This is a genomic window from Phyllobacterium zundukense (genome assembly GCF_025452195.1).
In the GTDB taxonomy this organism is placed as follows: domain Bacteria; phylum Pseudomonadota; class Alphaproteobacteria; order Rhizobiales; family Rhizobiaceae; genus Phyllobacterium; species Phyllobacterium zundukense_A.
Genome location: NZ_CP104973.1, coordinates 3,715,720 through 3,741,209 on the forward strand (window position 1 = coordinate 3,715,720; position 25,490 = coordinate 3,741,209).

General features: G+C 56.7%; 28 protein-coding genes. 15 read left to right on the top strand and 13 right to left on the bottom strand.

Annotation, left to right across the window (positions count from 1 at the left end):
* Positions 1–52: 52 nt before the first annotated feature.
* A complete protein-coding gene (locus N8E88_RS30675) occupies positions 53–493 on the top strand; it encodes a SufE family protein (protein ID WP_224505514.1) in 441 nt (146 codons plus the stop codon).
* Between the two features lie 44 nt (positions 494–537).
* On the opposite strand, the gene N8E88_RS30680 is transcribed toward N8E88_RS30675, so the two are convergent.
* The 3 genes from N8E88_RS30680 to N8E88_RS30690 are packed head-to-tail and all read right to left on the bottom strand — an operon-like array spanning position 538 to position 2,032.
* Entirely contained in the window at positions 538–729 is a 192-nt protein-coding gene (locus N8E88_RS30680) for a type II toxin-antitoxin system VapB family antitoxin (RefSeq protein ID WP_262293823.1), read from the bottom strand.
* A 59-nt stretch (positions 730–788) separates the two neighbouring features.
* Positions 789–1,580, bottom strand: a complete 792-nt coding sequence (locus tag N8E88_RS30685) for a DUF6456 domain-containing protein (protein ID WP_262293824.1) — start codon at positions 1,578–1,580, stop codon at positions 789–791.
* A complete protein-coding gene (locus N8E88_RS30690) occupies positions 1,577–2,032 on the bottom strand; it encodes a helix-turn-helix domain-containing protein (protein WP_262293825.1) in 456 nt (151 codons plus the stop codon). The genes N8E88_RS30685 and N8E88_RS30690 overlap by 4 nt, the downstream gene beginning before the upstream one ends.
* A 195-nt stretch (positions 2,033–2,227) precedes the next feature.
* Here N8E88_RS30690 and N8E88_RS30695 point away from each other — a divergent pair, with 195 nt between their 5' ends.
* Positions 2,228–2,530, top strand: coding sequence for a cytoplasmic protein (locus N8E88_RS30695; RefSeq protein WP_262293826.1), 303 nt, complete (start codon positions 2,228–2,230; stop codon positions 2,528–2,530).
* 155 nt (positions 2,531–2,685) lie between these two features.
* Here the strand turns inward: N8E88_RS30695 and N8E88_RS30700 are convergent, their stop codons facing one another.
* A complete protein-coding gene (locus N8E88_RS30700; RefSeq protein ID WP_112527519.1) occupies positions 2,686–3,123 on the bottom strand; it encodes a Ros/MucR family transcriptional regulator in 438 nt (145 codons plus the stop codon).
* Between the two features lie 396 nt (positions 3,124–3,519).
* Here N8E88_RS30700 and msrB point away from each other — a divergent pair, with 396 nt between their 5' ends.
* Positions 3,520–3,924, top strand: coding sequence for a peptide-methionine (R)-S-oxide reductase MsrB (gene msrB / locus N8E88_RS30705; RefSeq protein WP_262293827.1), 405 nt, complete (start codon positions 3,520–3,522; stop codon positions 3,922–3,924).
* Between the two features lie 91 nt (positions 3,925–4,015).
* A complete protein-coding gene (locus tag N8E88_RS30710) occupies positions 4,016–6,133 on the top strand; it encodes a S9 family peptidase (RefSeq protein WP_262293828.1) in 2,118 nt (705 codons plus the stop codon).
* A 6-nt stretch (positions 6,134–6,139) separates the two neighbouring features.
* On the opposite strand, the gene N8E88_RS30715 is transcribed toward N8E88_RS30710, so the two are convergent.
* On the bottom strand, positions 6,140–7,558 hold the full coding sequence (locus tag N8E88_RS30715; protein WP_262293829.1) for an amidase: 1,419 nt from the start codon (positions 7,556–7,558) through the stop codon (positions 6,140–6,142).
* Positions 7,559–7,889: 331 nt separating this feature from the next.
* A complete protein-coding gene (locus N8E88_RS30720; RefSeq protein ID WP_262295729.1) occupies positions 7,890–8,105 on the bottom strand; it encodes a hypothetical protein in 216 nt (71 codons plus the stop codon).
* A 280-nt stretch (positions 8,106–8,385) separates the two neighbouring features.
* Here N8E88_RS30720 and N8E88_RS30730 point away from each other — a divergent pair, with 280 nt between their 5' ends.
* On the top strand, positions 8,386–8,724 hold the full coding sequence (locus N8E88_RS30730) for a metallophosphoesterase (RefSeq protein WP_262293830.1): 339 nt from the start codon (positions 8,386–8,388) through the stop codon (positions 8,722–8,724).
* A gap of 172 nt (positions 8,725–8,896) precedes the next feature.
* Here the strand turns inward: N8E88_RS30730 and N8E88_RS30735 are convergent, their stop codons facing one another.
* Entirely contained in the window at positions 8,897–9,610 is a 714-nt protein-coding gene (locus N8E88_RS30735) for a L,D-transpeptidase (RefSeq protein ID WP_262295695.1), read from the bottom strand.
* A 555-nt stretch (positions 9,611–10,165) separates the two neighbouring features.
* On the opposite strand from N8E88_RS30735, the gene N8E88_RS30740 reads away from it, so the two are divergent.
* The gene (locus N8E88_RS30740; RefSeq protein WP_114433095.1) at positions 10,166–11,044 is read left to right on the top strand and encodes a branched-chain amino acid aminotransferase; all 879 of its coding nucleotides are present in this window, start codon (positions 10,166–10,168) and stop codon (positions 11,042–11,044) included.
* 166 nt (positions 11,045–11,210) lie between these two features.
* Positions 11,211–11,810 (top strand): superoxide dismutase, encoded by a 600-nt coding sequence (locus tag N8E88_RS30745; RefSeq protein WP_262293831.1) that lies wholly within the window; start codon positions 11,211–11,213, stop codon positions 11,808–11,810.
* A gap of 76 nt (positions 11,811–11,886) precedes the next feature.
* Here the strand turns inward: N8E88_RS30745 and N8E88_RS30750 are convergent, their stop codons facing one another.
* Together N8E88_RS30750 and N8E88_RS30755 are read right to left on the bottom strand one after the other, a co-directional pair.
* Positions 11,887–12,156, bottom strand: a complete 270-nt coding sequence (locus N8E88_RS30750) for a BrnA antitoxin family protein (RefSeq protein WP_262293832.1) — start codon at positions 12,154–12,156, stop codon at positions 11,887–11,889.
* The gene (locus tag N8E88_RS30755; protein ID WP_262295696.1) at positions 12,107–12,364 is read right to left on the bottom strand and encodes a BrnT family toxin; all 258 of its coding nucleotides are present in this window, start codon (positions 12,362–12,364) and stop codon (positions 12,107–12,109) included. Before N8E88_RS30755 ends, N8E88_RS30750 begins: the two co-directional genes overlap by 50 nt.
* Before the next feature lie 266 nt (positions 12,365–12,630).
* Between N8E88_RS30755 and N8E88_RS30760 the strand changes: the two genes are divergently transcribed.
* Positions 12,631–13,473, top strand: a complete 843-nt coding sequence (locus N8E88_RS30760; RefSeq protein WP_262293833.1) for a hypothetical protein — start codon at positions 12,631–12,633, stop codon at positions 13,471–13,473.
* 109 nt (positions 13,474–13,582) lie between these two features.
* Here N8E88_RS30760 and N8E88_RS30765 read toward each other — a convergent pair whose 3' ends face one another.
* From N8E88_RS30765 to N8E88_RS30775, 3 genes are all read right to left on the bottom strand, one after another.
* Complete coding sequence (locus N8E88_RS30765; protein ID WP_262293834.1) at positions 13,583–14,617, bottom strand: ATP-binding protein; 1,035 nt, start codon at positions 14,615–14,617, stop codon at positions 13,583–13,585.
* A 203-nt stretch (positions 14,618–14,820) separates the two neighbouring features.
* A complete protein-coding gene (locus tag N8E88_RS30770) occupies positions 14,821–15,363 on the bottom strand; it encodes a hypothetical protein (RefSeq protein ID WP_262293835.1) in 543 nt (180 codons plus the stop codon).
* A 112-nt stretch (positions 15,364–15,475) separates the two neighbouring features.
* Positions 15,476–16,120, bottom strand: a complete 645-nt coding sequence (locus N8E88_RS30775; protein ID WP_262293836.1) for a response regulator — start codon at positions 16,118–16,120, stop codon at positions 15,476–15,478.
* A 560-nt stretch (positions 16,121–16,680) separates the two neighbouring features.
* Between N8E88_RS30775 and N8E88_RS30780 the strand changes: the two genes are divergently transcribed.
* From N8E88_RS30780 to xth, 7 genes are all read left to right on the top strand, one after another.
* On the top strand, positions 16,681–16,959 hold the full coding sequence (locus N8E88_RS30780; protein ID WP_262293837.1) for a hypothetical protein: 279 nt from the start codon (positions 16,681–16,683) through the stop codon (positions 16,957–16,959).
* A 307-nt stretch (positions 16,960–17,266) separates the two neighbouring features.
* On the top strand, positions 17,267–17,470 hold the full coding sequence (locus N8E88_RS30785) for a hypothetical protein (protein ID WP_262293838.1): 204 nt from the start codon (positions 17,267–17,269) through the stop codon (positions 17,468–17,470).
* A gap of 259 nt (positions 17,471–17,729) precedes the next feature.
* Positions 17,730–18,083, top strand: coding sequence for a hypothetical protein (locus N8E88_RS30790; protein WP_262293839.1), 354 nt, complete (start codon positions 17,730–17,732; stop codon positions 18,081–18,083).
* 170 nt (positions 18,084–18,253) lie between these two features.
* Positions 18,254–18,700, top strand: coding sequence for a c-type cytochrome (locus N8E88_RS30795; protein WP_262293840.1), 447 nt, complete (start codon positions 18,254–18,256; stop codon positions 18,698–18,700).
* A gap of 7 nt (positions 18,701–18,707) precedes the next feature.
* Positions 18,708–19,634 carry a cytochrome c gene (locus tag N8E88_RS30800; protein WP_262293841.1) on the top strand — a complete coding sequence of 309 codons (927 nt, stop codon included), beginning with the start codon at positions 18,708–18,710 and terminating at the stop codon, positions 19,632–19,634.
* Positions 19,635–19,766: 132 nt separating this feature from the next.
* Positions 19,767–20,735, top strand: a complete 969-nt coding sequence (locus tag N8E88_RS30805; RefSeq protein ID WP_262293842.1) for an aliphatic sulfonate ABC transporter substrate-binding protein — start codon at positions 19,767–19,769, stop codon at positions 20,733–20,735.
* Positions 20,736–20,844: 109 nt separating this feature from the next.
* Entirely contained in the window at positions 20,845–21,615 is a 771-nt protein-coding gene (xth, locus tag N8E88_RS30810; protein WP_262293843.1) for an exodeoxyribonuclease III, read from the top strand.
* A 7-nt stretch (positions 21,616–21,622) separates the two neighbouring features.
* On the opposite strand, the gene N8E88_RS30815 is transcribed toward xth, so the two are convergent.
* Positions 21,623–25,450, bottom strand: a complete 3,828-nt coding sequence (locus N8E88_RS30815) for an autotransporter domain-containing protein (RefSeq protein WP_262293844.1) — start codon at positions 25,448–25,450, stop codon at positions 21,623–21,625.
* Positions 25,451–25,490 lie beyond the last annotated feature (40 nt).

A 25,490-nucleotide genomic window follows, 5' to 3' on the forward strand; every position in this document is an offset into this window, starting at 1 on the left:
CGGTGACGTTGGCCTTTCAAATCACTATATGTGCCTGAAAGGGAAGTGATGCATGGCACAGACAATTGACGATATTTTTGCTGATTTCGACTTTCTCGATGACTGGGAAGATCGCTATCGTTATGTCATTGACCTCGGCCGCGACCTGAAGCCCTATCCCGAAGAGGCGCGGGATGCCGCTCACAAGGTCAGAGGCTGCGTCAGCCAGGTGTGGCTGAAGAGCACGCTCAACAGCGACACCGATCCAGTCATCGAGTTCGTCGGCGATTCCGACGCGCATATCGTGCGCGGTCTCGTCGCCATCATGATGGTGCTCTATTCGGGCAAGCGCGCTTCCGAAATCATGGCGATCAACCCCGAAGCCATATTGAAGAAACTCGGCCTTGACGAACATCTGACGCCGCAACGGTCCAATGGCCTGCGGGCCATGATCGGCCGTATCCGCGGCGAAGCCCAGAATGCCCTCGCTCCCGCCGAGGTCACGCAGCACTAGGTTGTTATTGTAGCGCGAGACCTTCCATCACTACGGCATCTCCTTTACGAGTCTTTGATCGCATCATCCGTCGCCTTCAGTTGCATAGCTTCAGCCCCATGCAGTGAAGCGCGAACTCGAGCAAGTTCGTGTTGCAGCGCTCTGCGCACGACCTCTGTCTTGGTGCGCGCTTTGGTCAAGCTTTGGAGTTCGCTCACTATGGCGTCAATGTGGCTGTTACGGATTTGCAGCGCCATTTTGATATCTCCATGCACCATTTAGTATATTGCCATCGGTGACGCGTGCCAATTCTCCTTTAGCCTGACACCGGCCGGTAATCCTCTGTGCCCCAGTGAATAATCCGCGGATTTCGTCGTGCGAGCGCAGGCGGGTGATAATGCCGGTCGAGTACCGCCAGCGCAGTCTTCAGGATCAGTTTTGCCGAACGCACCGGCCATTGCCGTTCGCGTTCAACGCTCTCCAGCCCTTTCAAAAAGCAACAAACGTCGATCAGCACGCCGGACAGTTCCGGCCCCACCGCCTCCAGCGCCCGCTCGACACGCTGGCGCGCTGCGAGTGCCGCATCGGTGATCTCGAGCACACCATTGTTGCGTGAACCGGACCCGGTGACGTCCCAGTTGACGCCGATCGAGGGCATGAGATTGCCGAGGGTAAAGTCGGATCGCAGCCGCTCACCCGCCTTGAACGCCTCATCGTCGATCAGCGGCAGGCCCTTTGCATCCTTGCGGTTGCGTAGCATCGCCAGCGGCGACTCTGCGTCATTGCTGCGCACCTGGATTGACCCACATTCATCATCAATGGCAATCGTTGCTTCGCTCCGATGCTGCCCCGCGTAAGGATCGTCCGTGCATTCGAAACGGCGAAGCCAGGCGCGTCCCGCATCGCTGATCGAGACTTTGCCTTTGCTCAAGGCCCCGAGACCCTGGCTCAGCATGAACTTGACAACGCTTCGTGTCGCGGAAATCGTGCCATATGCACCGCTTTCCAGAACCAGTCTGTCAGACGTTTGTGTCTCGACAATTTCGGCTGCGCCTTTGGCGATAAAGCGCAACAGCCGTACAATCTCCTTGTTGGCCGGGTCCGTCATGCGCGCAGTCTTCCACTTTCTACGTAGGCTACCCGAATGATATTTTCGATCGTCTGGATGATCCGGTCGAATTCGAGATCCTCGCGCATGTCCTCGACCAGATGGCAGGCGTGATTGACCGTGCTGCGATCGCGACCGAAGGCGCGTCCCACCTCGCTCATGGTCAATGCCAGTGTGACATGCGCCACATACATGCCGACCTGTCGCACCCTTGCCACAGAACGTTCGCAGCGCGAATGCGAACGCAGATCCCGGCCGCTCACATTGAAAAAAGCCGACAGAATATCGAGAACTCCGTCGCATAGCTGAAAAAGGCGCTCATTGACCGGCGCCTCCTCGTCGACGACCGCCAGCACAGGCCGCTTGAAACGGCATCGCCTCGGCTTCAGGGTATCGGTGACGGCCCGGGCTTCGGGTCCAGAGCGGATCAGACGGGGCAAACTCGAAGACATTCTCACTCCACTTTGATGTAGGAATATCTTCTTATATCTGCGTGAACAAGAGCGTGGATAAGTTTTCTTATGCCCTCCCCTTAGCCATCTGTTATCAAAGGCTTTTTTGTTTCGCGGTCGATTATTATAGGACTATTATCCTACATCGCCGGTGTTTAGCCATACTGCGTCTATCCCTCAACAAGGAATGAACGCATGTGGGCAATCGATTGGACCAAACAACGGAGCGCGTTTATCGCGGCAAAGGACAAGCACGCCAACGAAGCGCGGCAGCGCCTGGTTCTGCAGATACTCTGCAACGCCGATCTGGATGGATTGATTGCGCAGGATCACGAGACCAAGTCTCAAACATGCAAGCGGCTGAAGCGCCTGATCGAGCGTGAGCGCCTCAAAGGCGTCAAGGGCCACTGGAGCTACGATCTCAATCGCCACATTGGATTGAAACAGGCGCTCGATACATTGAAGTCATCGATGCGGGAAGACACGGTCAGTCAATAATCGTTACCGGAGATGATTCTCGCAAACGCGAAACGGCGCCTCTCGGCGCCGCTTCGTCATTATTTCATAGACCTGCTTGGCTTGCACCCAAGATGCCGGATCATCGGAAACGCAAAACCCGCGTATCAGATGTGCATCAGGATTGGCAAAGGTCTTTAAGCGGCCTTCTTGCGCTTGCGACCCAGGCCCATATTCTTTGCCAGGCGCGAACGGGCTGCTGCATAATTCGGAGCGACCATCGGATAGGAAGGATCGAGGTCCCACTTCTCACGATACTGTTCAGGGGTCAGGTTGTAGTGCGTCATCAGATGGCGCTTCAACGACTTGAACTTTTTGCCGTCTTCGAGGCAGACAATAAAATCATCCGCGACAGACTTTTTCGGGTTGATAGCTGGCTTGGGTTTTTCCTGGATGGCAGTTACGGCTTCCAGACCACCGCCAACGCGGCCAAGGGCTGCATGAACATCAGAGATGAGACCGGGCAGATCGCCGGCCGGCACTGAGTTGTTGCTCACATAAGCAGCAACCAATTCCGCTGTGAGTTCCAGCAGCACGTCACTACCAGTTGTGTTTGAATTGTCGAACGTGGTCATCTAAGTCCAATTCCTTCGTCTAATTTGAAATCTGGATAGGTAGATTAAAATCACCAATATAAAGTCGAGAACAGGCGAAGTCTCCTACGCCATTGGTAACAATCTATTCCTGATTTCGTTGAAAATGTCAAATCAATACTTTGCCCACGAAAGAAATATTTCAAATAATCCCCAAGACAGAGATTAACCGTTGGCAGTAGGATATAGACCCAAGAAACCGGAACCTGGTTGCCCACGCAGTAACAAGAATGCGTATGCGAAAGGATTTGCGCCATACCACTAAGACAAAAAATGGCAAAAATGAGGAATGCGCCGCAATACTTCAAGCATTCTATAATAACAGATGTTGCGATGTTTAGTGTTCATCCCTACATCTTGGAGAAAAAGGAACCAACGATGAACACAAAGACATTCAAGATCGTTAAAACGGACGCTGAGTGGCGTGAACAGCTCACGCCGGAGCAATATCAGATCACCCGGAATCACGGGACGGAGCGGGCGTTTTCCAGTCCGAACTTCGATAGCAAACTCAAGGGATTATACAAATGCGTCTGCTGTAATCGTCCGCTCTATCGCTCTGAAACCAAATATGAATCCGGGACAGGCTGGCCAAGTTTTACCGCCCCGATCGAGCCTGATGCGGTCAACGCGATCGAGGATCGCTCCTATGGCATGGTGCGAACCGAAATAAAATGTGCCGATTGCGATGCGCATCTCGGCCATGTTTTTCCGGACGGCCCTCCCCCTACCGGCTTGCGCTATTGCATGAATGGCAATGCCTTAGTCTTTGATCAGGATTGACCAGCCGGCAACTTGCTTTACACCTTGTGCTGATCTCACTCTTTCCGGCGGATTTTTCTGTCCGTCGGGTTATCATTTGAAAGTTTTTTCCATGACCGATACGCCACGTTTTGCGAGCATCCCGGCGCCCCAATCTGAAAAAAAACCTGTGTCCGATACGCGCCACGGCATCACCCGTACAGACGATTACGGCTGGATGCGCGCTGACAACTGGCAGGACGTTTTTCGCGACCCTTCCACGCTTGATCCGGCCATCCGTTCGCATCTCCAAGCGGAAAACGCCTACCAGTCATCGCTGATGGCCGACACCACCGATCTTCAGACCAAGCTTTTCGACGAGATGAAGGGCCGGATCAAGGAGGATGATTCGTCGGTTCCGTCCAAAGACGGGCCCTATGCCTATGGAACCTCCTACAAGACCGGCGGCCAGCAGCCGCGCTTTTTCCGCACGCCGCGCGATGGCGGACCTGAGACCATGCTGCTTGACGGCGATCTCGAAGGCGACGGCAAGTCCTATTTCCGGCTTGCCTCGGCCGATCACTCTCCCGATCACAGCAAGATGATCTGGGGCTTCGATGACAAGGGTTCAGAGTTCTTCACGCTGAAGGTGCGTGACCTCGCAACACTGCAGGATACCACGGAGACCGTCAGCGATACATCCGGTGGCGGCGTGTGGAATGCCCAGTCGAATGGCTTTTACTATACGCGCGTCGATGCCAATCATCGGCCGTCCCGCCTGTTCTACCATAAGCTCGGCCAGCCCGAGAGCGAGGACCGCCTGATTCACGAAGAGAAAGACCCCGGTTTCTTCCTCGGCGTCGGTGGCAGCACGCTCAACGATTTCGTCTTCATCGATATCCACGATCACGAAACCTCGGAGATATGGCTGCTGCCCGCCAACGATGCGAGCGCCGAACCGAAAGTCGTCGTCGAACGGCAGACCGGCATCGAATATAGCCTCACCGAAGGCGGCGATGTCTTCTACATCCTCACCAACGCCGATGGCGCCAAGGATTTCAAGATCATGAGCGCGCCGGTGAATGCACCGGACAAGGCCAACTGGACCGAAATCGTTGCCCACAAGGCTGGACGCCTGCTCCTCGGCCACTCCGCCTACAGCAATCATCTCGTCTGGCTCGAGCGTGAGAATGGCTTGCCGCGCATCATGATCCGCGACCGACGTTCGGGCGAGGAGCATTCCATATCGTTTGATGAAGAAGCCTATGCGCTTGGTCTGCAGGGCAGCGCCGAATATGACACGGAGATCATCCGCTTCTCCTATTCGTCCATGACCACGCCGACGCAGCTCTATGATTACAATATGCGCACGCGCGAGCGCACTTTGCTCAAGACGCAGGAAGTACCCTCCGGGCACAATCCGGACGATTACATTACGCGCCGCCTGCTCGCACCGGCATCGGATGGCGAGATTGTTCCCATCTCAATCGTCTATCATCGCGATACGAAGATCGACGGTATGGCGCCTTGCCTGCTTTATGGCTATGGCTCCTATGGCATCACCATTCCGGCGAGCTTCAACACCAATTGCCTGTCCCTCGCCGATCGTGGCTTCATCTATGCCATCGCCCATATTCGCGGCGGCAAGGACAAAGGCTATGACTGGTATGAAAACGGCAAGCGCGGCAAGAAGAAGAACACCTTCACCGATTTCATCGCCGCGTCCGAACACCTCGTCGCGGAAGGGTTCACCAGCCATGACCGCATCGTCGCGCAAGGTGGTTCCGCTGGAGGTCTGCTGATGGGTGCCATCGCCAACATGGCCCCAGGCCATTTTGGCGGCGTCATTGCCGAAGTGCCCTTCGTCGATGTCATAAACACCATGCTCGACGACACGCTGCCGCTCACCCCGCCGGAGTGGACCGAATGGGGCAATCCCATCACCTCGGCCACCGACTACGCCTACATGGCCTCCTATTCGCCCTATGACAACATTGTGGCGCAGGATTATCCGCCGATCCTTGCCGTCGCTGGCCTCACTGACCCGCGTGTGACCTATTGGGAACCGGCGAAATGGGTGGCAAAACTGCGGGACTTCAAGACGGACGACAATCCGGTGCTCTTCCGCATCAACATGGATGCCGGACACGCCGGCGCCTCGGGGCGCTTCTCGCGGCTTGAAGAAGTCGCCTATGTCTATGCCTATGCGCTGAAACTCGTGGGAAAAACCGGCGTTTCGGGATCAAGCTGAATCGGCTCAGCCGGAGCGTGGGTCGATTGGCGTGATCGGACCGAGGTCCAGAACAAGCTCAAGTGCACGCGCAGCAGCCAGGACACGTCCCTCAGCCCGTCCGCGGGCAACGATCTGCAGCCCGACGGGGCGTCCATCAGAGGTGAATCCGCAAGGAAGACTTAGCGCTGGCGAAGTCGTCAGCGTGATCGCATAGGCTATCGCCAGCCACTCGACATAGTTTGAGAAGGTGTGGCCGTCACATTCCTTCACGTACCGCTCGCCCACGGGATAGGCGGCGACGATCGTGGCCGGACAAAGCAGCAGGTCATAGGTGTCGAAAAACGCATTCATCCTGCGGAACATCGCGGCGCGATTGTTTTCCGCCCGGACAAGGTCTGCCATGGAATAGCCGAGACCCTTCTCGATGTTCCAGACGACTTCGGGCTTCATTTTGTCTGCATGGCTTTCCAGAAGGCCCGCATAACTGGCGGCGAAGGCCAGGCCCCGCATGACCTGGAACGTATCATGGGCTTCGGAGAGGTCGGGATGCGCTTCCTCGACAAGGGTACCTATCTCACCAAAACGTGCGGCCGCGGCGCGACAAATCGATGCCACCTCCGGGTCCACCGGCGTAATGCCGAGATCTGCGGAGAAAGCAACACGCGCGGGCCGCCAGCCAGAGCGCACAGCAGCAAGAAAGCTTTCGGTCCTCGGCAAGGAAAGGGGGTCTGCAGGGCTTTCGCCGGTCATCGCGTCAAGGAGAAGCGCCGTGTCCTCGACAGTACGGCCCATCGGCCCTTTGACATTCAGCAGGCGATCTATCTTGGCTCCCGGATTGCTGGCAAAGCGGCCGGGGCTGGGGCGTAGGCCTACCACACCGCAGAAACTTGCGGGATTGCGTAAGCTGCCTCCAAGGTCGGATCCTTGCGCCACCCAAGCCATGCCAGTGGCAAGTGCCACCGCTGCCCCGCCTGACGAACCCGCAGCCGAGAGCTTCGTGTTCCAGGGATTCAGCGTCGCGCCAAAGACATCGTTGAATGTATTGGCTCCCGCACCAAACTCCGGCGTGTTCGACTTTGCGTAAATGACGCCGCCTTCAGCCTCGATCGTCTCGACGAGAATGTCGGATTTCTCTGGAACGTGGTCAGCGAAGACGGTCGAACCATAGGTGGTACGCACCCCAGCCACGTCCGTCAGGTCCTTTATTGGCACCGGCAGACCCGCCAGACGCCCGCGACTGCCGATTGGCCGTTGCATCAGCAGGAGGGCCTGATCGCGGGCGCGATCGAAGCAGAGGGTGGGGAGTGCGTTGACGGCAACATCGACAATCGCCGTGCGAGCTTCAAGCGCATCGAGACAATCGAGCGGCGTCACCTCACCCCGATTGAGCAGATCGACGACGGCGCAGGCGGGCATGTCCGTCAGACCCACATCACCTGCCATGACCTAGTCCTCTGCCGGAGCGCCCCAAAACGGTACTATACTTGTCTTCGGGGCAGTGTCCAACCGGGCGTCGCGTAACTGTAACGTACTTGCTCTGTCGAAATAGCGTGTCAACCTGCTCCGGGATCCGCCCAGGGAGAGGTTCGATGTCCAAAAACACCACAAAATGTGCAGACCGCAGAGGCGGCCTGTTTATAACCATGCTTTGTATGGCCGGGCTTTTCGCCGGTGCCGCCGCCGCCCAGCAGCCAACGGCGGCACAGCAAAGCGCCATAAAGTCGGCATGCCGTTCCGATTTCATGGCGCAATGCTCGGGTGTATCGCCCGGGGGTCAGGCCGCGCTGTCCTGTCTGCAGCAGCACAATTCATCCCTCTCCTCCGCATGCCAGTCCGCAATAGCGGCGCTCGGAGGAGGGAAATCCGCACCGGCAGCATCTTCAACCGGTACGGCAACCGCCCCAGCCGCAACTGCACCCGCCGCGACAGCTCCGGCAGCCACCGCGACACAACCCGCTCCGGCTTTCACGCCGCGTGAGGAGATGGCCATCGTGCGCCAATCCTGCGGACCGGATTTCCGGAGGTTGTGCAGTTCGGTCGCTTTGGGCGGCGGGCGCGCTATCGCATGCCTGAGGAACAATTTGAGCAACTTGTCGCCGACCTGTCAGAAGGTGCTGACAGCAGGACGTTAGTGCCTCACGCGCCTTTCACTTCGCCGTGCTGCTGCGTTCGCGCAGTTACCTGCGCGTTGAAATGAGCTATAAATATATGACGCCCGCTCGGGGGATTCGGACGCTTGGTTTGTTCTTGAATAGCCTCGGAGATTTTAGATGAAGAGAAGCGCATTCGCCCTGTTACTCGGCCTCGGCTTCCTGGCGCAGCCCATTCTTGCTTTGACCGATATGTCGCAAGTACAGGCGGCGGTTCGCAAGAATGTCAGCGAATATGCAGGTCAACGCTGCAACACGCCGCCGCGCGGCTCCGGGATCATCCTCGGGCAATATACCGGCACGACGGACAACCCGATCCTTTCCATGGGCGGTGACAACACGACGGTCTCGTTCTTTCGCTGCTTCACCTCCATGCAGGAGTGCCAGGGCTGGCTCTACACCTTGCGCAGCAAATATACCGATGGAAACTCCGTGCTGATCAGTTGCAAGAAGAGATAGGTTCACCGCGAGGCTCGCAGCGCCAGACATGGCCCCCACGATCCTGCGTATAGCTGGCAAAGGAAAAAGGCCGGTGGAGCGATTCACCGGCCTTTGACGTCCGCATCAAGCGTGAAATGGTACTACAGTTGCAAATTCATCGGGCCGCATCACGAAGAATGCAACTGTAGGATTAAGTGACCAGAACCGGCGTCTTGTTCGGTACGCGGTCATAAAGGTCGATGATGTCCTGGTTGATCAGGCGGACGCAGCCGGATGAGACGGCCTTGCCGATAGACCACCATTCCGGCGAGCCGTGAAGGCGGTAGAGCGTGTCGACGCCATCCTTGAAGAGGTAAAGCGCGCGGGCGCCGAGCGGATTTTTAAGCCCCGGCTGCATGCCGCCATTGCGCGCACTGTACTGCACCAGTTCCGGCTGGCGGGCGACCATTTCATCTGGCGGCGTCCACGTTGGCCAGTGGCGCTTCCACTGGATGACGGCGCGGCCCGACCAGGCGAAACCTTCCTTGCCGATACCGACGCCGTAGCGGATCGCTTGCCCGCCTTCGCGCACCTGATACAGGAACTTGTCGGTCGTATCGACGACGATCGTCCCCGGCTGTTCGCCGGTCGGATCCTGCACGATCTGGCGCAGATAGCGCTTGTCCATCTTTTCGATCGGGATCGCCGGCAGCATGTAGCCATCGTCCTCGCGCGCCGAATACATGGATTGAAACGAAGCGAAAGCGGGATCGACATCCATTTGCGGCGACGCGAGGGGATTGCCATAGTCATCGACCTGGATGACCGGCCTGTCGTCGCGGATCTGTGCGCAGCCTGCGAGACCGGCTGCGGCGGTTGCAGTCAATGCAGCCAGAAAGCCGCGACGGGAAAGTGTATTTTGCATCATTGAACCAGGTTGGTGGCGGGATGGGAAACGCGGAGTTGCGCCGACGAATACTATAGTTGCAAATTCGTCAGGCCGAGGCGAAAAGGCAGGTTTGCGAGCATCGGAGCGGCGCGTACATTAGTACGTGAGCACCGAAGCGCAGAAAATCTGCCTTTGCAGTCCGGCATCACGAAGAATGCGACTGTAGTATTAAACGCACAATGAATATGGCGGCTAACCGTTGACAATAGGGCACAAACAAGGCGGCTGGCCGACTGTTGCCGCGCCGCAACAAAAAGCCCATACGCAATGGAATTGGCCGTTCAACTTCGGATAAACACTTTGTGAGAACGCCGGTTATCTCTCCCCTTGCGGGAGAGAAAGGATTTTCCAAGGATTTAGCCTCTTCGCTAAATCCTTGGCAAATCCAAGTGAGGGGGTAGTACGATAATTGCAACCCCTCTCTGGCGATTTCTAGCACTTAGCGAAGAGGCTAAGATGCTGAAATCGCTTTCTCCCCCGCAATGGGGGAGATAAGGTGGCAAAAATTACCAGCAGGACGGAATCAGCATCATGGCGGTCAATACTCAAGCCCAAACAGTGACATGGACCTATGTCGATGGCGACTGGTACGAAGGAAATGTTCCCCTGATCGGTCCGCGCAGCCATGCGATGTGGCTGGCCTCGACGGTCTTCGATGGCGGACGCTGGTTCGAAGGCGTTTCGCCCGATCTCGACAAGCACGCAGCCCGGGTCAACACATCGGCCATCGCCTTGGGGTTGATGCCGACCATGAGTACCGAGGAAATCATCGGCCTTGCCAAGGATGGCCTGAAGAAGTTCGACGGCAACACCGCCGTCTATATCCGGCCGATGTACTGGGGCGAGCATGGCGGTTATATGGGTGTCCCCGCCGATCCGGATTCAACCCGGTTTTGCCTTTGCCTCTATGAAGCGCCGATGATCGAGCCGAGCGGTTTTTCGCTCAGCGTCTCGCCATTCCGCCGCCCGACATTCGAGACCATGCCGACCAACGCCAAGGCGGGCTGTCTCTACCCGAACAATGCAAGGGCCATCCTCGAGGCCCGTTCGCGCGGTTTCGATAACGCTTTGGTGCTCGATATGCTCGGCAACGTCGCCGAGACCGGCACGTCCAACATCTTCATGGTCAAGGACGGCCATATTTTCACGCCGGCGCCAAACGGTACGTTCCTCTCAGGCATCACCCGCTCACGCACGATCGATGTGCTCGCCGATTATGGTTTCCGCACCACGCAGACAACATTGAGCGTGCAGGATTTTCTCAATGCCGACGAGATTTTCTCGACCGGGAACCATTCGAAGGTCGTTCCCGTTATCCGTATCGAAGACCGCGATCTTCAGCCGGGTCCGATCGCCAAAAAAGCTCGGGAGCTTTATTGGGAGTACGCGCACTCCACGCCGAAAATTTAACCCTCGAACCGGTCAGATCGGAAATATTGATCCGTTTCGCATTGCTCCTGAAGAAATACGGACCTATGTAACGAACGCAGGTTTTGTCAGGATTGGCGACCATCCCATTCCGGGGCCCCTCCCGGGCAGCCAATCCGGTCACAATTGAATCGAAGAGGAGACTTCCATGGCTTTCGAATTGCCCGCACTGCCGTATGATTACGATGCGCTCGCACCCTATATGTCGCGCGAAACGCTCGAATATCACCACGACAAGCACCACAAGGCTTACGTTGACAACGGCAACAAACTGGCTGCCGAAGCCGGACTCGAGAATCTTTCGCTCGAAGAGATCGTCAAGCAGTCCTATGGCAAGAATGCCGGCCTCTTCAACAATGCCGGCCAGCATTACAACCATCTGCATTTCTGGCATTGGCTGAAGAAGGGCGGCGGCGGCAAGAAGCTTCCGGGCGCGCTCGAAAAGGCCGTTGAATCGGATCTCGGCGGCTACGACAAGTTCCGCACCGATTTCATCGCCGCCGGCACCACGCAGTTCGGCTCGGGCTGGGCCTGGCTCTCCGTCAAGGACGGCAAGCTTGAAATCTCCAAGACGCCGAACGGCGAAAACCCGCTGGTACATGGCGCAAAGCCAATCCTCGGCGTCGACGTATGGGAACATTCCTATTACATCGATTATCGCAACGCCCGCCCGAAATACCTGGAAGCATTCGTCGATAATCTGATCAACTGGGAATATGTCGAAGAGCTTTACGGCAAGGCCAAGTAAGCGGCCCTATGAAAAGAAAATGGCCCCGTCACCGGGGCCATTTTTTATACTCCCCGCCAAGAAGCGTCGGACTGTTTCAGGAATGGTCATGGGCTCTGACGTAGGCCTTCAAGACGTCCTGCATACGCGTAAGATGGCCCTTACCCTGGCTTTTAAAGAACTCGAAAACATCCGGATCAAGTTTAAGGTGAACGGATCTAGGCTCTTTCGGCTCAACAAGACGAGCATTTGCCCAAAAATCCGGCCCCAATTCCTCACCCTTCGATGGCTCGGAATTGCGGGAAAGTTTTCCCTCTCTATTCATTTTCTCCAAGTCGTCGAGCGATGCCCGCTTGATATTGGTCATGTTCAAGTTGACCTCCTTTCCACGCTGTTATGAGGCGGGTAACCTCGTTTCGATTCGTGTGAACAACAACGAAACAAACGTCCTCAACCATACCCAATGAAATGGACCGCTCTTCTCCATAATCAGCCCTGTCGTCTCGCTTCGTAAGGACGACACCTCTAAAAATCAAAGCCGCATATAAAAGATCAACCCCATGCTTCTGCTTCACTTGTCGGCGCTTGTTTTCATCCCATTCGAACTCCAATGAGACCGCTCCTTAAAATATTTGGTGATCAAATCTTTTCTAAAAACAGTGCGCGAAAAATATAAGTGAGTGTACAAAAATAATGTACACTTTTCAAGCCTTGTCAGTATGGCTTTTGTTCTCGCGTTCATAGCCCTACCGGTCGTGCTACTGCTACCTCGCGCATGAGACCATTTGTTAGGAAGACAGATGCGGAGGCATGGATTAGGTTGTTGTGGATTCTCCCTGGAATGAGACCGTCAACAGAACCAATGCGCCCCGCATCAGCTCCCAAAATAGTGTTCATTCTTGGCAGCGCACCGGATGCCGTGCGATCGCGTGAGTGGCAGCGTGCGCCTTTCGATGCGATCGTCGCCATCAACAACGCCTGGCGGGTGCGCGACGATTGGAATTACCTTCTCCACGCCGGTGACTTTCCGCAGAGCGCAATGCCCGGGCCGGAGCTGGCGGTCGGCCGCAAGATCCACACGGCGTCCGAATATGTTCCTGCACAAAACGCCTATGGCGGCTTTGTCTATGCGGGGGCCACAATGTCCCTGACGTCGGCCTACTGGGCCCTGCACGCTCTCAAGCCGGATGTGCTCGCATTCCTCGGCTGTGACATGAACTACGATCAGGCCGGTCCAACGCATTTTTATGGCTACGGCAATGCGGATCCGCTGCGCCCGGATGTGACGCTGCAAAGCCTTGAAGCAAAAACCGGGCGGCTGATGATTTCGGCAGCACGGCAGGGATGTATTTGCGTCAATCTTTCCCATCTGGACGCAAGCCGGCTGGTTTTCCCGCGTGTCGATATCGAAGAGCTTGCAGAGTGGTCATCGAGCGATGCGCAGCTTCGCGCCGGCCGCGTCTTGCAGCAGGTCGACGAGACAGAATTGCAGCGTGCCGAAATCCGCGAAAGAACGCTCGGTTATTATTTCCCGAGCGGCGAGTATTGGCTGTTTTTGGACCAGATCGACGGCCGCGAACTCCGGTGCCTCGACAATTTGTGGCTGGCCGCGCTGGGCCGCAAAGAAACTACCCCTGCACTTGAATGCTCAGAGACCGTTTGGAAAATCGCTGCGGCGAGGTAGATGGCGTGGTTTTCGAGACCCGGAGCGCAGCGTACATTAAGTACGTGAGCACCGGAAGCGCAGAAAATCGCATCAGATGACCGCCGCAGTAGAGTTTCCAAACGGTCTCTCAGATTGAATAGCGGATTCTGACAGAAGTTCCCTTGCCGGGCGTGGAACTTATATCCAGCCTCCCTGCCATGGTCTTCATGAGCTCGACGCAGTTGGTGAGTCCAAGGCCAACATGTCCGCCAGCTTTGGTGGAGAAGAATGGCTGTTTTGCCTTGGCCAGCAGGTCCCGGCTCATTCCTCCTCCATTGTCGCTGACGATCAGGATCAGTTGCGAACGGCGCAGGAATCGCCGACGCACGGTTCCCGTAATGGCTATGATGGGATCGGTGCGTCCGGCGACCGCATTGATGGCATTCAGAACGAGTTCGTCCAGCAGCAGGTGAAACTGCGATGCAGGGACATTGACAGCGCGCACCTCGTCATCGGCATTTACGTTCAGCGTTTTTTTGCTGTTCGTGACGATGTTGTCGATGATCAGGCCGAGTGGAGCGGGCGGCACCTTGGAGCGGGCATGCCCTATCATCATCAAACCTTCATTGATTGAATCGAGCTCCACTATCGTGCGCACGGCAGCATGCGTCATTTCGGGTGGCGGCATCGAATGTCCGTTCAGATAGCCCAGAAAGAGACGCAACGCTGCGACCCGTGTTCGTGTCATATGGGCAAAAAGGAGCGAAAAAGACCTGATGTGCTGATCTTTCTCCCAACTCATTTTATTGTGTTGCCAGATGGCGATTAAGCTCAGAATAAGCGCTGCAATAGCGCCAAAGAGGATGAGCATGTTATGTGCGGCATCGGTGGCGATTTGCGCCGTTGCACTCAGACCCTGGCTATAATCGACTGTCACGCTGGCCAAGCGAACAAGATAGCCATCCACAGTCGTGATGGATCCGAGGGCCTGTTCATAGTTCCCGCCATGGATGGCTACGGGCATGACAGTAAGGTCGACCGCTTCGATTGCACGGTGCAGGATGGCCATGTTTGGCTGCTTGATGAACGCGGCTGCGTAGTCGAGGCTTGCAATCAATTTCAGATTGAACCGCAACAATCGGAGGTCCTGCAACAATCGGGGGTCATTTTTGCCGGTGCTCATGGACAGTTCCAGATAGCCGCTTATCCGGGCGGCCTTTTCTCTCGATTGAGCCAGTCGCCATCGGATTTCAGAGGCTTGGCTAAGTGTGAGTTCTGTTTGTTGTCTGTAAGTATCTGTACGCAAAAGCGACCAAACGCTGAGACATAACGAGACGAGGAGACCTGCATAGAGAAAAAAGGGCAGGATCTGGCCTATCGCGCGCCTCATCGGGTCGGGCGCACGTTCACGACAAACCACACCCAAATGGACTTGCGGCTGAGAATATAGGAGGACGGAAGGTCGTTGAGCGGCCAGACCAGATAAAAGGGTCCGCCATCGTCAATCGATAGCGGCCTGTACAATTGGCCATCCTTGCAAAGACCGCTTGTCCTGTCCTCTTCAACGCACTGCTGTTCGATGGCCACCATGGGTGAAAAAGCATCGATCTCTTTGCTCGTCACCCTCGCGATGAAGTCGTTATAGGCGACAATCTCAAAATCCTTGACATCGGCAAGATGGCTCCGGGCGAGGATGTCTTTAAGCCAGGGGCCGCGAAAGCTCGTTTTCTGGCCTTTTCTGCTCCAGGGCGTCGCCGTAGTTCTTTCGTGCAGATCAAACCCGCTGCGCAACTGTTTTTCCGTATATGTCGCGGTTTCTCCAGGCGCCCGTTCGATCGTCAGAATGTCCGGATCAGGAGATTGCGATCTCGCAATGGTGGGAGTCCCCAGCAGTGCCAGCCACAGAATGACCTTCAGAAAATTTTTCATAAACGATGCACCTGAACCGGTCCGCATTTGGGCTATGACGGCGACTGCAGGCCGGTGCTGAAATAAACTGATAAAATTCAAGTATCGAAATAACAGACGAGAATAAGCCACACTACAACGAGTTCGGCAACTGCCCGAACTTCAAAAGTTTAGCCCGGGCGCGCTTATAGTAACGTTCGGCAGAGGCTGCGTCGATATTGAGATGCTCGCCAAGCTGGTCGTAGATCGCCTTGCGGCTGATATCTGGCGGCCTCTGCATCATCCACTGCACCAGTTCCTGTTCTCTCGGAGAGAGCACTGTATGGTAGACTTCCGGTGAAATGCTTGTTTCGTGCATCAAGCCAACGCAGCATCCGTGATCTGCTATCGTCTGCAAAATCGCCGTCATGGTGCCAGGTTTAAGGCTGTTTTTGGCAATGTAGCCCGCCACGCCGAGATTGCGGACCTCTTCCCACTCCTGTGCACTCTCGGCACCGGTGATAACAATATGAATAGCTGCAGGCGTTCGTTCCACGATGGTGCTTATGGTCTTCAGGCGGTCCACCCAGGATCGCGGGTCGTAACCTGGCAGCCCCGGATCGATGAGAATAAGCGCAAACTGATTGGCCTCGATCAGCGCCAGCGCTGCATCTACCGTCGCAGCGGCATGGACGACGCTGGCCGGTATCGCTGCTTGCAATTCGTGTACAAGCGCGAGGCGCATCAAATGCTGGTCTTCGACGATCAATACGTCCTGTAACGAATGCTTGGTTGTCAAAAAAAAACTTTCAAAATAAGTGCTTTAAATCAAAGTACTTTTTATAGCTCGATTCGGCTTCGTGCAGATAGGGACAGCACCGTCACTTTCGCCTGATCGTCACGAGGCTGTCAGTCGCGTGTGAAGACAACGCGCTTCGATCTGCGGACACAACGACGCGGCTCGCAAGAAAGACATTGAGTGTGGTTGACATATCGTTAACCATCACGTAGCAGGGCGTTCATTCTGACGAGTCAAATCTGTTACTTAAGACTTAGCTGACGTAATATCAAAGTGCGATGGCCGGACTAACCGGATATTGATCTATATTTTGATGCTAAAGCATCACAAAGATTATTGGTTTAAATTTATTGGAACGATTTATATGGAACGCAATCTTTTATTTAACGGCGTGAAATCAATTCCCGGTTCTGGCTTGTGCCCCGTATATGGGGACAGCGTTGTCACTTTTGCGCGGCCGCAATTTGCGTCAATACGCCAGGATGAAAGCAGACTCTATTTTTCCAGCGCCGCCAGCATCGACGCCCCCCGCCACTAACGACAACTCGACGGAGGCCAGGATGGAAACCATTCTGTTGATGATCGCCATTGGTTTTCATGAACAAGCGAGGGCTGAAGTCGCCCGGCTTGTTCTTTCATGCACCAAACTCAAGGCAGCAGGCGTCGATTGCGAGCTGATCGAGAAACGGCTCGATACCGCCAGGGAAGTCGAACGACGCATCAGGGATGAAATGCTGCGCTGCCCCACAGAATATATTCAGAATGCTGCCGCCAAGGTCGTGCATCTACGCCAGACCTTTACGCAGGACCATGCGACAAGCGAGGCGGGTGGGCGCTAGTTCTCCCATAACTATCCAGGCGGCAATTGTCGCTTGTTGCAGCAAGTGGCCCCGTCATTGGCGGGGCCGCTTTGCATTCATCGCTTCGAAAAACGTGTGACCAATCCATGTCGGCGTCGGAGACAATGACCGACATTGGAGCCGTTTTTCTACCCCTGCCCCATTTGAGAAACATTTCAGAAACGAAACACCACAGGCGGGAAATAGCGCCGAAACATCCGCATTGGATAAAGAGGCAGGTGGACGATTCTACACCTGCACGTTGCAGTCCCCTCTTCTGTTACCCCACCAAAGGAAACCCAAGGATATGAAAACGTCTCTTTATACAGCTCTTGGCCTTGCCATAGCGCTCGCCGTTTCCGCGCCGGTACTTGCCACGAGTGCAAGCGCTGCTGAACCGGTTCATCACAGGCACCACCGCGTCCACCACCATCATCATCATGTCGTGCATCACCCGAAGCATCATGTATGGCACAAGCACCACGGAAAGCGTGTCTACAAGCACGTATAGGACAGAACATACAAACACATGTGCCGGTTATCACTTAATGATGACCGGCATCCTTCATATGCAATCCTGCCCCTCGATCTGCGCGCTTTTTCACGCATTGGAACAACAAGTTCTCAAAAGTGATCGCCCCTTTTTGATCCCTGCCCCATTGCCGACCGTTATTCATCCAAGGTTCAGAGAATTGGACTTATGTCTAATATCTCAGGGACGTTTAAGCGTTGAAAGCCTTTGGCAAAAGCGGGCTTTCACTGGAGGAACAATGAGAAAGTTGATTTCAGCTCTAAGCGCGGTTCTGGTGTCGATCGGGACACTTGTTCCAGTTGAAACGGCCAGCGCCGCGCCTATGACTATCCAGCAGCCAGTCGAGATCTCGAAGGCTGCTCAGAACCCAAATGTCGAAACCGTCCGCCATCGCGACCGGTGGGACCGCCGGCATCACCGCCGCTGGGACCGCAGGCACTACGGTTGGGAACGCAGGTATCATCGCCGCTGGGATCGCAGGTACTATGGTGACCGGTATTACCGCCGCCCCTACTACCGGGATCGACCATACTATCGTACCTGGGATGACCCTTACCGGTATCGCAGAAGCGGTATCTATCTACAGTTCTGACATCATGACCAGCCCCGGCGTCAAACGCCGGGGCTTTTTGCTTCCCCAACTTGCCGACAAACGAAAATGTGATCGAAACGGCCGCGTGCTTTTCGCAATGTTTAATCTAGAGTGCCCACCGGAAGCCCTTGAAGCCACACTACTTTAGCCACAAGAGTCGGAGACACCCCATGAACAGACTGATTTCGCTTGCTGCGGCGCCTTTGCTTGCCATCGCACTTGTCGCACCGGCAAGCGCCGATGCGCTCGCTGACCGCCAGGCGCTCATGAAGGATCAGGGCAAGACCGTCGGCAGCATCACACCGATCATCAAAGGCGAAAAGCCGTTCGACGCCGATGCGGTAAAGGCCGCACTGGTACACCTGAACGAGGATGCGCAGAAGATCGATGTGGCGACGCTGTTCCCGGCAGGTTCGGATCAGGGCAAGACCACCGTTTCGCCGAAGATCTGGGAAGACAATGCCGGCTTTGTCGCGGCCGTAGAAAAATACAAGAAAGACGCAGCTGCGGCAGCCGAAGCCAACCCGAATGACCTCGAAAGTTTCAAAGTCGTCTTCAACCAGGTAGCCGAGAATTGCGCTTCCTGCCACAAGGCCTTCCGCATCAAGAAAGACTAGATGTCAGATGATGCGCAAGCTCGCATTGCTCATCATCATTCTGGCGTTGATTGGCGGGGCCGGGTTCTGGTTGCTCTCGGCGCCCACCCATGTCGATCCGGCAAAGCTCGCCGCGGCAGCTCCGGGTGATCCGCAACGCGGCATGAGCATCTTCTGGCAAGGGGGCTGCGCCTCCTGCCACGCTGCCCCGGGCGCCAAGGGGGATGCACGGCTGGTGCTGGCGGGCGGTCTCAACCTCGTCACGCCGTTCGGCACCTTCGTAACGCCAAACATTTCCCCATCGAAGCAAGGCATCGGCGACTGGTCCTTCGCCGATCTCGCCAATGCGATGATGGAAGGCGTCTCGCCTGATGGCAGGCATTTCTATCCGGCCTTTCCCTATACATCCTATGCGCGCATGCAGGTGCAGGATATTGCCGATCTCTACGCTTTCCTGAAGACCCTGCCCCCGTCCGACAATGTCGCGGGGCCGCACAAGCTCGGTTTTCCTTTCAACGTCAGGCGCGGCATTGGTCTGTGGAAGCGGCTCTTTCTTTCGCCGCAGCCGGTCCTCACGCTGGCCAATGCCACTGATGTGATCAAGCGCGGTCAATATCTGGTGGAAGGCCCCGGCCATTGCGGCGAATGCCATACCCCCCGCGATGTCATTGGTGGGCCGGACAACACGCAATGGCTGGCGGGCGCCAAGGCGCCGGAGGGCAAGGGCGTCATACCGAACATCACTAGCGGCGAAGGCGGAATCGATTCCTGGACCGAAAAGGATATTTCCTATGCGCTGGAGAGCGGTTTCACCCCGGATTTCGACTCGCTCGGCGGCTCGATGACGGATGTCGTCCTCAATATGGCGCATCTCGAGCCTGCGGATCGTGACGCGATCGCCGCCTATCTGAAGGCTGTGCCCGCGCATCCGAACGGGTTTCCGGCGGCGAAGTGATTTCGCCGCCTGCGCCAAAACAGGCATGATTTTCCCCATCCCCGCAATTGTTCGCACGTTCTGACGTCGCCGACGCTGATCCATTGCGCCATCCTTTGTCGAAGCCAACGTTATCGGAAAGGGATGCCTCGCATGATCAATCGCAGACAGACTCTCGCTTTGCTCGGTGCTGCCGCAGCAACTACCGCTCTGCCCTTCGCAGCGCATGCAGCTGCGGAATCGCCAAAGACACTCCGCATCGGCTGGCAGAAAAATGGTGTCCTGGCACTGGCCAAAGGCAATGGCGCGCTGGAAAAACGTTTCGAACAGCGCGGCATCGATGTCAGCTGGTCAGAATTCTCTTCCGGGCCACCGCTTCTCGAGGCACTCGGCGCCGGTGCTATCGATTTCGGTCCGACAGGTGATGTGCCGCCGCTTTTCGCGCAGGCAGCGGGCGGAAATCTTGTCTATGCCGGAACCTATAGGGGCCCACCGGCGGGTTCGGCGATTCTCGTCCACAAGGATTCGCCATTGCAGTCGATAGCCGATCTCAAGGGCAAGCGCGTCGCTTTCAAACGTGGTTCGAGCGCTCACAATTTCACGGTCAAGGCCTTGCGGACGGCCGGGCTGGCCGTGACTGACATTGTTGCATCCGACCTATCGCCTCCCGATGCGGCCGCTGCCTTCACCGCAGGTCAGATCGACGCCTGGACAATCTGGGATCCCTATTTTGCCGTGGCCGAGAAGCGCCCGGAAGCCCGGGTGCTGGCAACCGGGAAAGGCGTCGTCGAGTCCTGGTCGTTCTTTCTCAGCAATGGCGACTTTGCCGCCGCGCACGGCGATGTTCTGACGGATGTCCTTGATGAGCTGGCGCTTGTCGGCCGGTCAGCGCAAGACAATCTCGACGAAACAGTGCGCATCCTCGCGAAGATAACCGGCGTGCCGGAGGATATCCAGAAGGTTGTCCTGACGCGCGAGGGAGCGGACCTTGGCAGGGTGGCGGGCGTTACGCCGGAAGCCATTGCCTATCAGCAGGCGTTGGCCGATGAGTTCTTTGACCTCAAGATCGTGCCGAAGAAGCTCAATGTCAGCGATATCGTATGGCGGGCCAAGCAGGCATGAGCAGGTTCCCTCATCTGAAATAACCAGTCGGGCGCAGCTTCCATTGCGCCCGGCTTTATCTCATGATGCCGACGACTCGACGCCCATCAGAAAACGTCTTCGGCTCTAAATGAAGATTGCCACATTCAACGTAAATGGTATCAACGGCCGGCTCGCCTTGCTCTTGCGATGGCTTGCGGAAGCCCAGCCGGACGTCGTGTGCCTGCAGGAGCTCAAGGCGCCTCAGGAAAAATTTCCGGAGCGGGCGATAAACGCCGCCGGATATGGCGCGATCTGGCACGGACAGAAGAGCTGGAATGGCGTTGCCATTCTTGCCAGGGACGCCGAACCCATCGAGACCACGCGCGGCCTGTCCGGAGAGCCGGACGATACCCATAGCCGCTACATCGAAGCGGCCGTGAATGGCGTCCTGATCGGATGCATGTATGTTCCGAACGGAAATCCGGCGCCGGGCCCGAAATTCGATTACAAGCTGCGCTGGTACGACCGCCTTTCGCAACGCGCTGCGGAACTGCTTGCGACAGGCGCGCCCATTGTGCTTGCCGGTGATTATAATGTCATGCCGACGGATCTGGATGTCTACAAGCCTGAGCGCTGGGTCGACGACGCGCTTTTCCGCCCCGAAGTCAGGCAGGCCTTCGCGACGCTTGTTGCGCAAGGGTGGACCGATGCCATTCGCCACCTGCATCCCGACGAGAAGATCTACACGTTCTGGGACTATTTCAGAAACGCCTGGGGCCGCAATGCCGGCCTGCGTCTCGACCACCTCCTGCTCAGTCCTTCGATCGCCGATCGATTGAGCAGCGCTGATGTCGATCGTCACGTCAGAGGCTGGGACCATGCAAGCGACCATGCTCCCGCCTGGATCGTTTTGGATTGACCGCCTATCAAAACCTGACCGTCAGATCGGCTTTCACGGCATTGTCGTGGGCCTGGCTCGAGAATTGGCCCTTATAGGTAAGACCAAGCGTCGTGCTGTTGCCAAATTCCCCCTTCGACGGGCTCAGGGTGAAGTCGAACCCCGCCTCGACAATGCCGGTATCCCGCGCGACCGGCAGGCCTTCGACGGCAAACGGCTGGCCGCCGGCAAAGGCCAGTTTTGCTTCCGGCGTCACATCGCCAAAGGCATGGCTCCACCCGAGAAGCCCCCGCGCCGTCAGGCTGATCGTGTCGCCATAAGCAAAGTCATGCGATACGCGAAGGCCGAGCGTCGTCGTGGTTAGATCGCTCGTGCCGGCAAGCCCGGTCAGATTGCTGATCTCGCCGTTCTCCTGAAAGCCACCGGACCTCAGATGCACATAGCTTGCCGCGGCGAAGGGCTCGAAATCGGCATAAGCCGTTTTGACCGCATAGCCGAGCTCACCGAAGACCTGCACGGTCTTCGCACCGTACGAAGCGCTGTGACGATTGACGAGATCGCCGAAAGCCGCCGTGCGATGCGTGCCGATCTCGTTTTGGGTAAGAGCCGTGCCGAGGCTCAAACGCAAATTGTCCCACGCGGTGCCGCCATAAAGCCCGACCGAATAGCTGTCGACCGAAGCATGCGAAGCGCCGCTGTCGAGCGACGTGTTGCCATAAGCGGCGAGCACACCCATGCGCCACGTGTCCGCCACCATACCATCGAGCCCGGTGACGAAGCCGCCGATATTGCGGCTGTAGCCCGCGGCATTGCCGTCACCATCCGCATGCGCCCAGGAGCCATAGGCCTCGCCCCACAGGGCAGTTGTGGCTGGTGCCGGCGTTATTGACGCGAAAGCATCGCTGGTATTAGCCCGTTGCGCCGGGGCAAAAGACAGCGGCGCAGCGGTTACCTGCGGCTTGGCGGCGACGCCATCAAAGGCGGCGCGCAGACGGTTCTGTGCGGCATCGCTGACGTAACCCGCATCTTTGGAAAGCATGCCCGCGAGCGTCGCATGGACTTCGCCCGACAGGCCGTCATAATTCAAGGAGTCGCTGCCGATCTCTGAAAACAGCACTGTCGTGAGCAGCCTGTTGTCGAGTTCCAGGCTCTTGATTGCGCCACCGACGGCGATCTGGTTCTTCGTCGTCGCATCGATGAGAACGAGGTTCTTGACGCGCTCTTTCAGCAAGCGCAACGCTTCTTCGCGCGCCAGCCGATCCTGCTCGTCTCGCCCCGCATTCGTCAGTCCAAAACCGAGGGTGACTTTGTTGGCGTCACTGTAGTCAAGCTCCGCCGTGACATAATTATATTGCGGCAATACGCTCTCGAACCTGCCCTCAACGCCCTTCCCCGCGTTCAGGATCTCATAGTCATTATCGAGGAAGAAACTCTCGATCGCCTTCTGGCTCAAGATCGCCATATTGTTTTCCAGGCGCACCGAAACAACGCCGCCAAGCAGGGTTGCGGTTCCACCGACTTTGAGCAGGTCAGCGCCGCTCGCATCCCACATGATCCCGATATTCAAGAGGCTCCCCGGATGAAAGGTTGCATCGCCCGTAACGGTCAGAACGCCGATTTCCGTACCATGGGGCGGCCAGGATTTGACCAGGCCATCATCCTGTTCCTGCGTATGGAACTGACCCGCAGGAGAAACCAACCCGTCCCGGTTGACGACAAGGCTGGCGACCGAGCCGCCCTTGCCACCAAGCTCGCCGTCAGCATTGACCGTCGCATTGCCGGCCATGCCATAGACAGCGGACATGCCGCCATTCAGCACAAGATCGCCAGCAGTCCCGCCGTCGCCGATGGTCAGGCTGCCGCCGTTGACGCTGGCATTGCCGCCCTTGCCGTTGATGATGCCCCAACCGCCATTGAAGGTCATGTCGCCAACAGTACCGGTCTCGCCGACCTTGAATTGTCCGCCCTTGTTGATCGTCGCATTGGCAGCGGTGCCGTCCACTGTAAACTCGCCCGTGTCATTGACGAATGTATTGGAAATAATCGAGCCGCCTTCCGCGATCGCAAGCTGTCCGCCATCGACGATCGTATCGCCGCGCCAGGTGTTCTTGCCGGCAAGCGTCAGCGAACCCTCGCCGGATTTCGTGATGCCGGCATCGTAGGTTTTGGTGGCGAGATAGGCGGTGCGGGTTTCAGTGGATGCGAATTCGGATTTGACCCCTTCCGCCGCCGGCTGAGCAATCACACCTGCTATTGCCCGATCATCTGTGTAGCTGGCGATGAAGTTGGTATAGTCTGTTTCAGTGCTCCAACCGCTTGCCCATCCGGGATGGGACTTTTCATAGAGCGCGAGCAGTGCCGATCCTGCCGGGTTTGCCCTGGCAGCAGCCAACGCAGTTTGCAATTTCTCGGCTGTGTACTTTTCCTGTATATTGGCTGCGATCGCTGCCTTGAGCAGTTTCTTGCCTTCCGGAACATCATTGACGAGAGTGCCGGCAAGTGTTTCGACAAGATTCGCGGGGATTCCATCGTTCAGACCCAGAGCCGCCTTGCGAGTGGCCCAATCGGTGATTTCTTGCTGTTCCTCTTGTCGCCGCTGGTCGAGCGCCACTTGGGTTATGTCGTTGGACCAGGTATCACTCACACCTTCTCCCAGATTGGCGTTGAACCGCGACAAGAACTGGGCGGGGCCGTTCATGGCCTTGGCAATATCGATGCGACCCCAGCCAAACTTGGCGTCGACGCCCGCATCGCCTATGTCCGTTGCTGTGGTAAGCATGATCTGACGTATTTCATCGTTGCCGAGGCCAGGAAAGCGCTGCATCAGCAAAGCCAGTGTCGCGGAAGCATGAGGTGTTGCGGACGATGTCCCGCCGGCACTCGTATATCCATCGTCAAGGGATGTACTTTTCGAGCCGTCGCCGGGAGCGGAAATACACCAGTATTTGGCTGCTCCGCATTTGTTGCTGGAGCCCAACTCTTCGGGAGCGTTCAGATTGGCAACGGCGATCCAGTTCTTTTCGAGTTCTGGCCGGTAATGGGGCAATATTGGCGTGATTGCAGGATTGGCCGTTCGCTCATTATAGCCAGCGACAACCTGGATCAAACCGGCATTCGCGGCATCGGCCATCGCATCCAAATAGGAAGGCTTGGGCGCGCGGGAATAAAACCCGTTGAGATAGTCCAAACCACCTGTAACTCCCGGTGCTTGGCCCCAGCTGTTACTGATGATGCGCACACCGGATTTGACCAGCCCCTCCTGCACAAGCTTGAAATATTCGTATGGCCTCGTCGCATATTCCAGATCGTGGCTATCGTCGAGCCCTGTGCTCCCGATGACGAGACCCGCGCCGTAGGCCAGGCCCATCATGCCAGTATGGTCTCGCGCTGCGCCAAGAAGGCCGGCCATTTTTGTGCCGTGCCCATCTTTTGGATCGTCGCCGCGAATATCAAATGGCGTTCCGTCGGCATAGGTGCCAGTAAAGCTCAAGACCTTGATGTTCTTGTCCTTGAATTCAGGGTGGCTCACCTTCGTGCCACTATCAAGGAGACCGATGGTAACGCCCTTCCCGGTGATGCCTCGTGCAAATGCCGCTTCAGCATTGATGGCTGCAAAACCCCATGTTCCCTTGAATTCCGGATCGTCGCGCCAACTCTGCATAGCCGTATCGAGATCATCGGTCTTCGTACCATCGGCCATGAAATATTTCCCGGCCTCCTGCGCCAAGGAGGGAACTGCCGGCAGAGCGATCGCGATCGCAGCTGCTGATACAAACGAAAGCAACTTGCGGCGGGCACGCTGGAATGAGGGCGATAGCGGAGAACGGGCGGAATCCGCCCCTGAAAATGCATACATGAAAAGCGTCCTTTAAAAAAATCAGGCAATATGAGTGCAA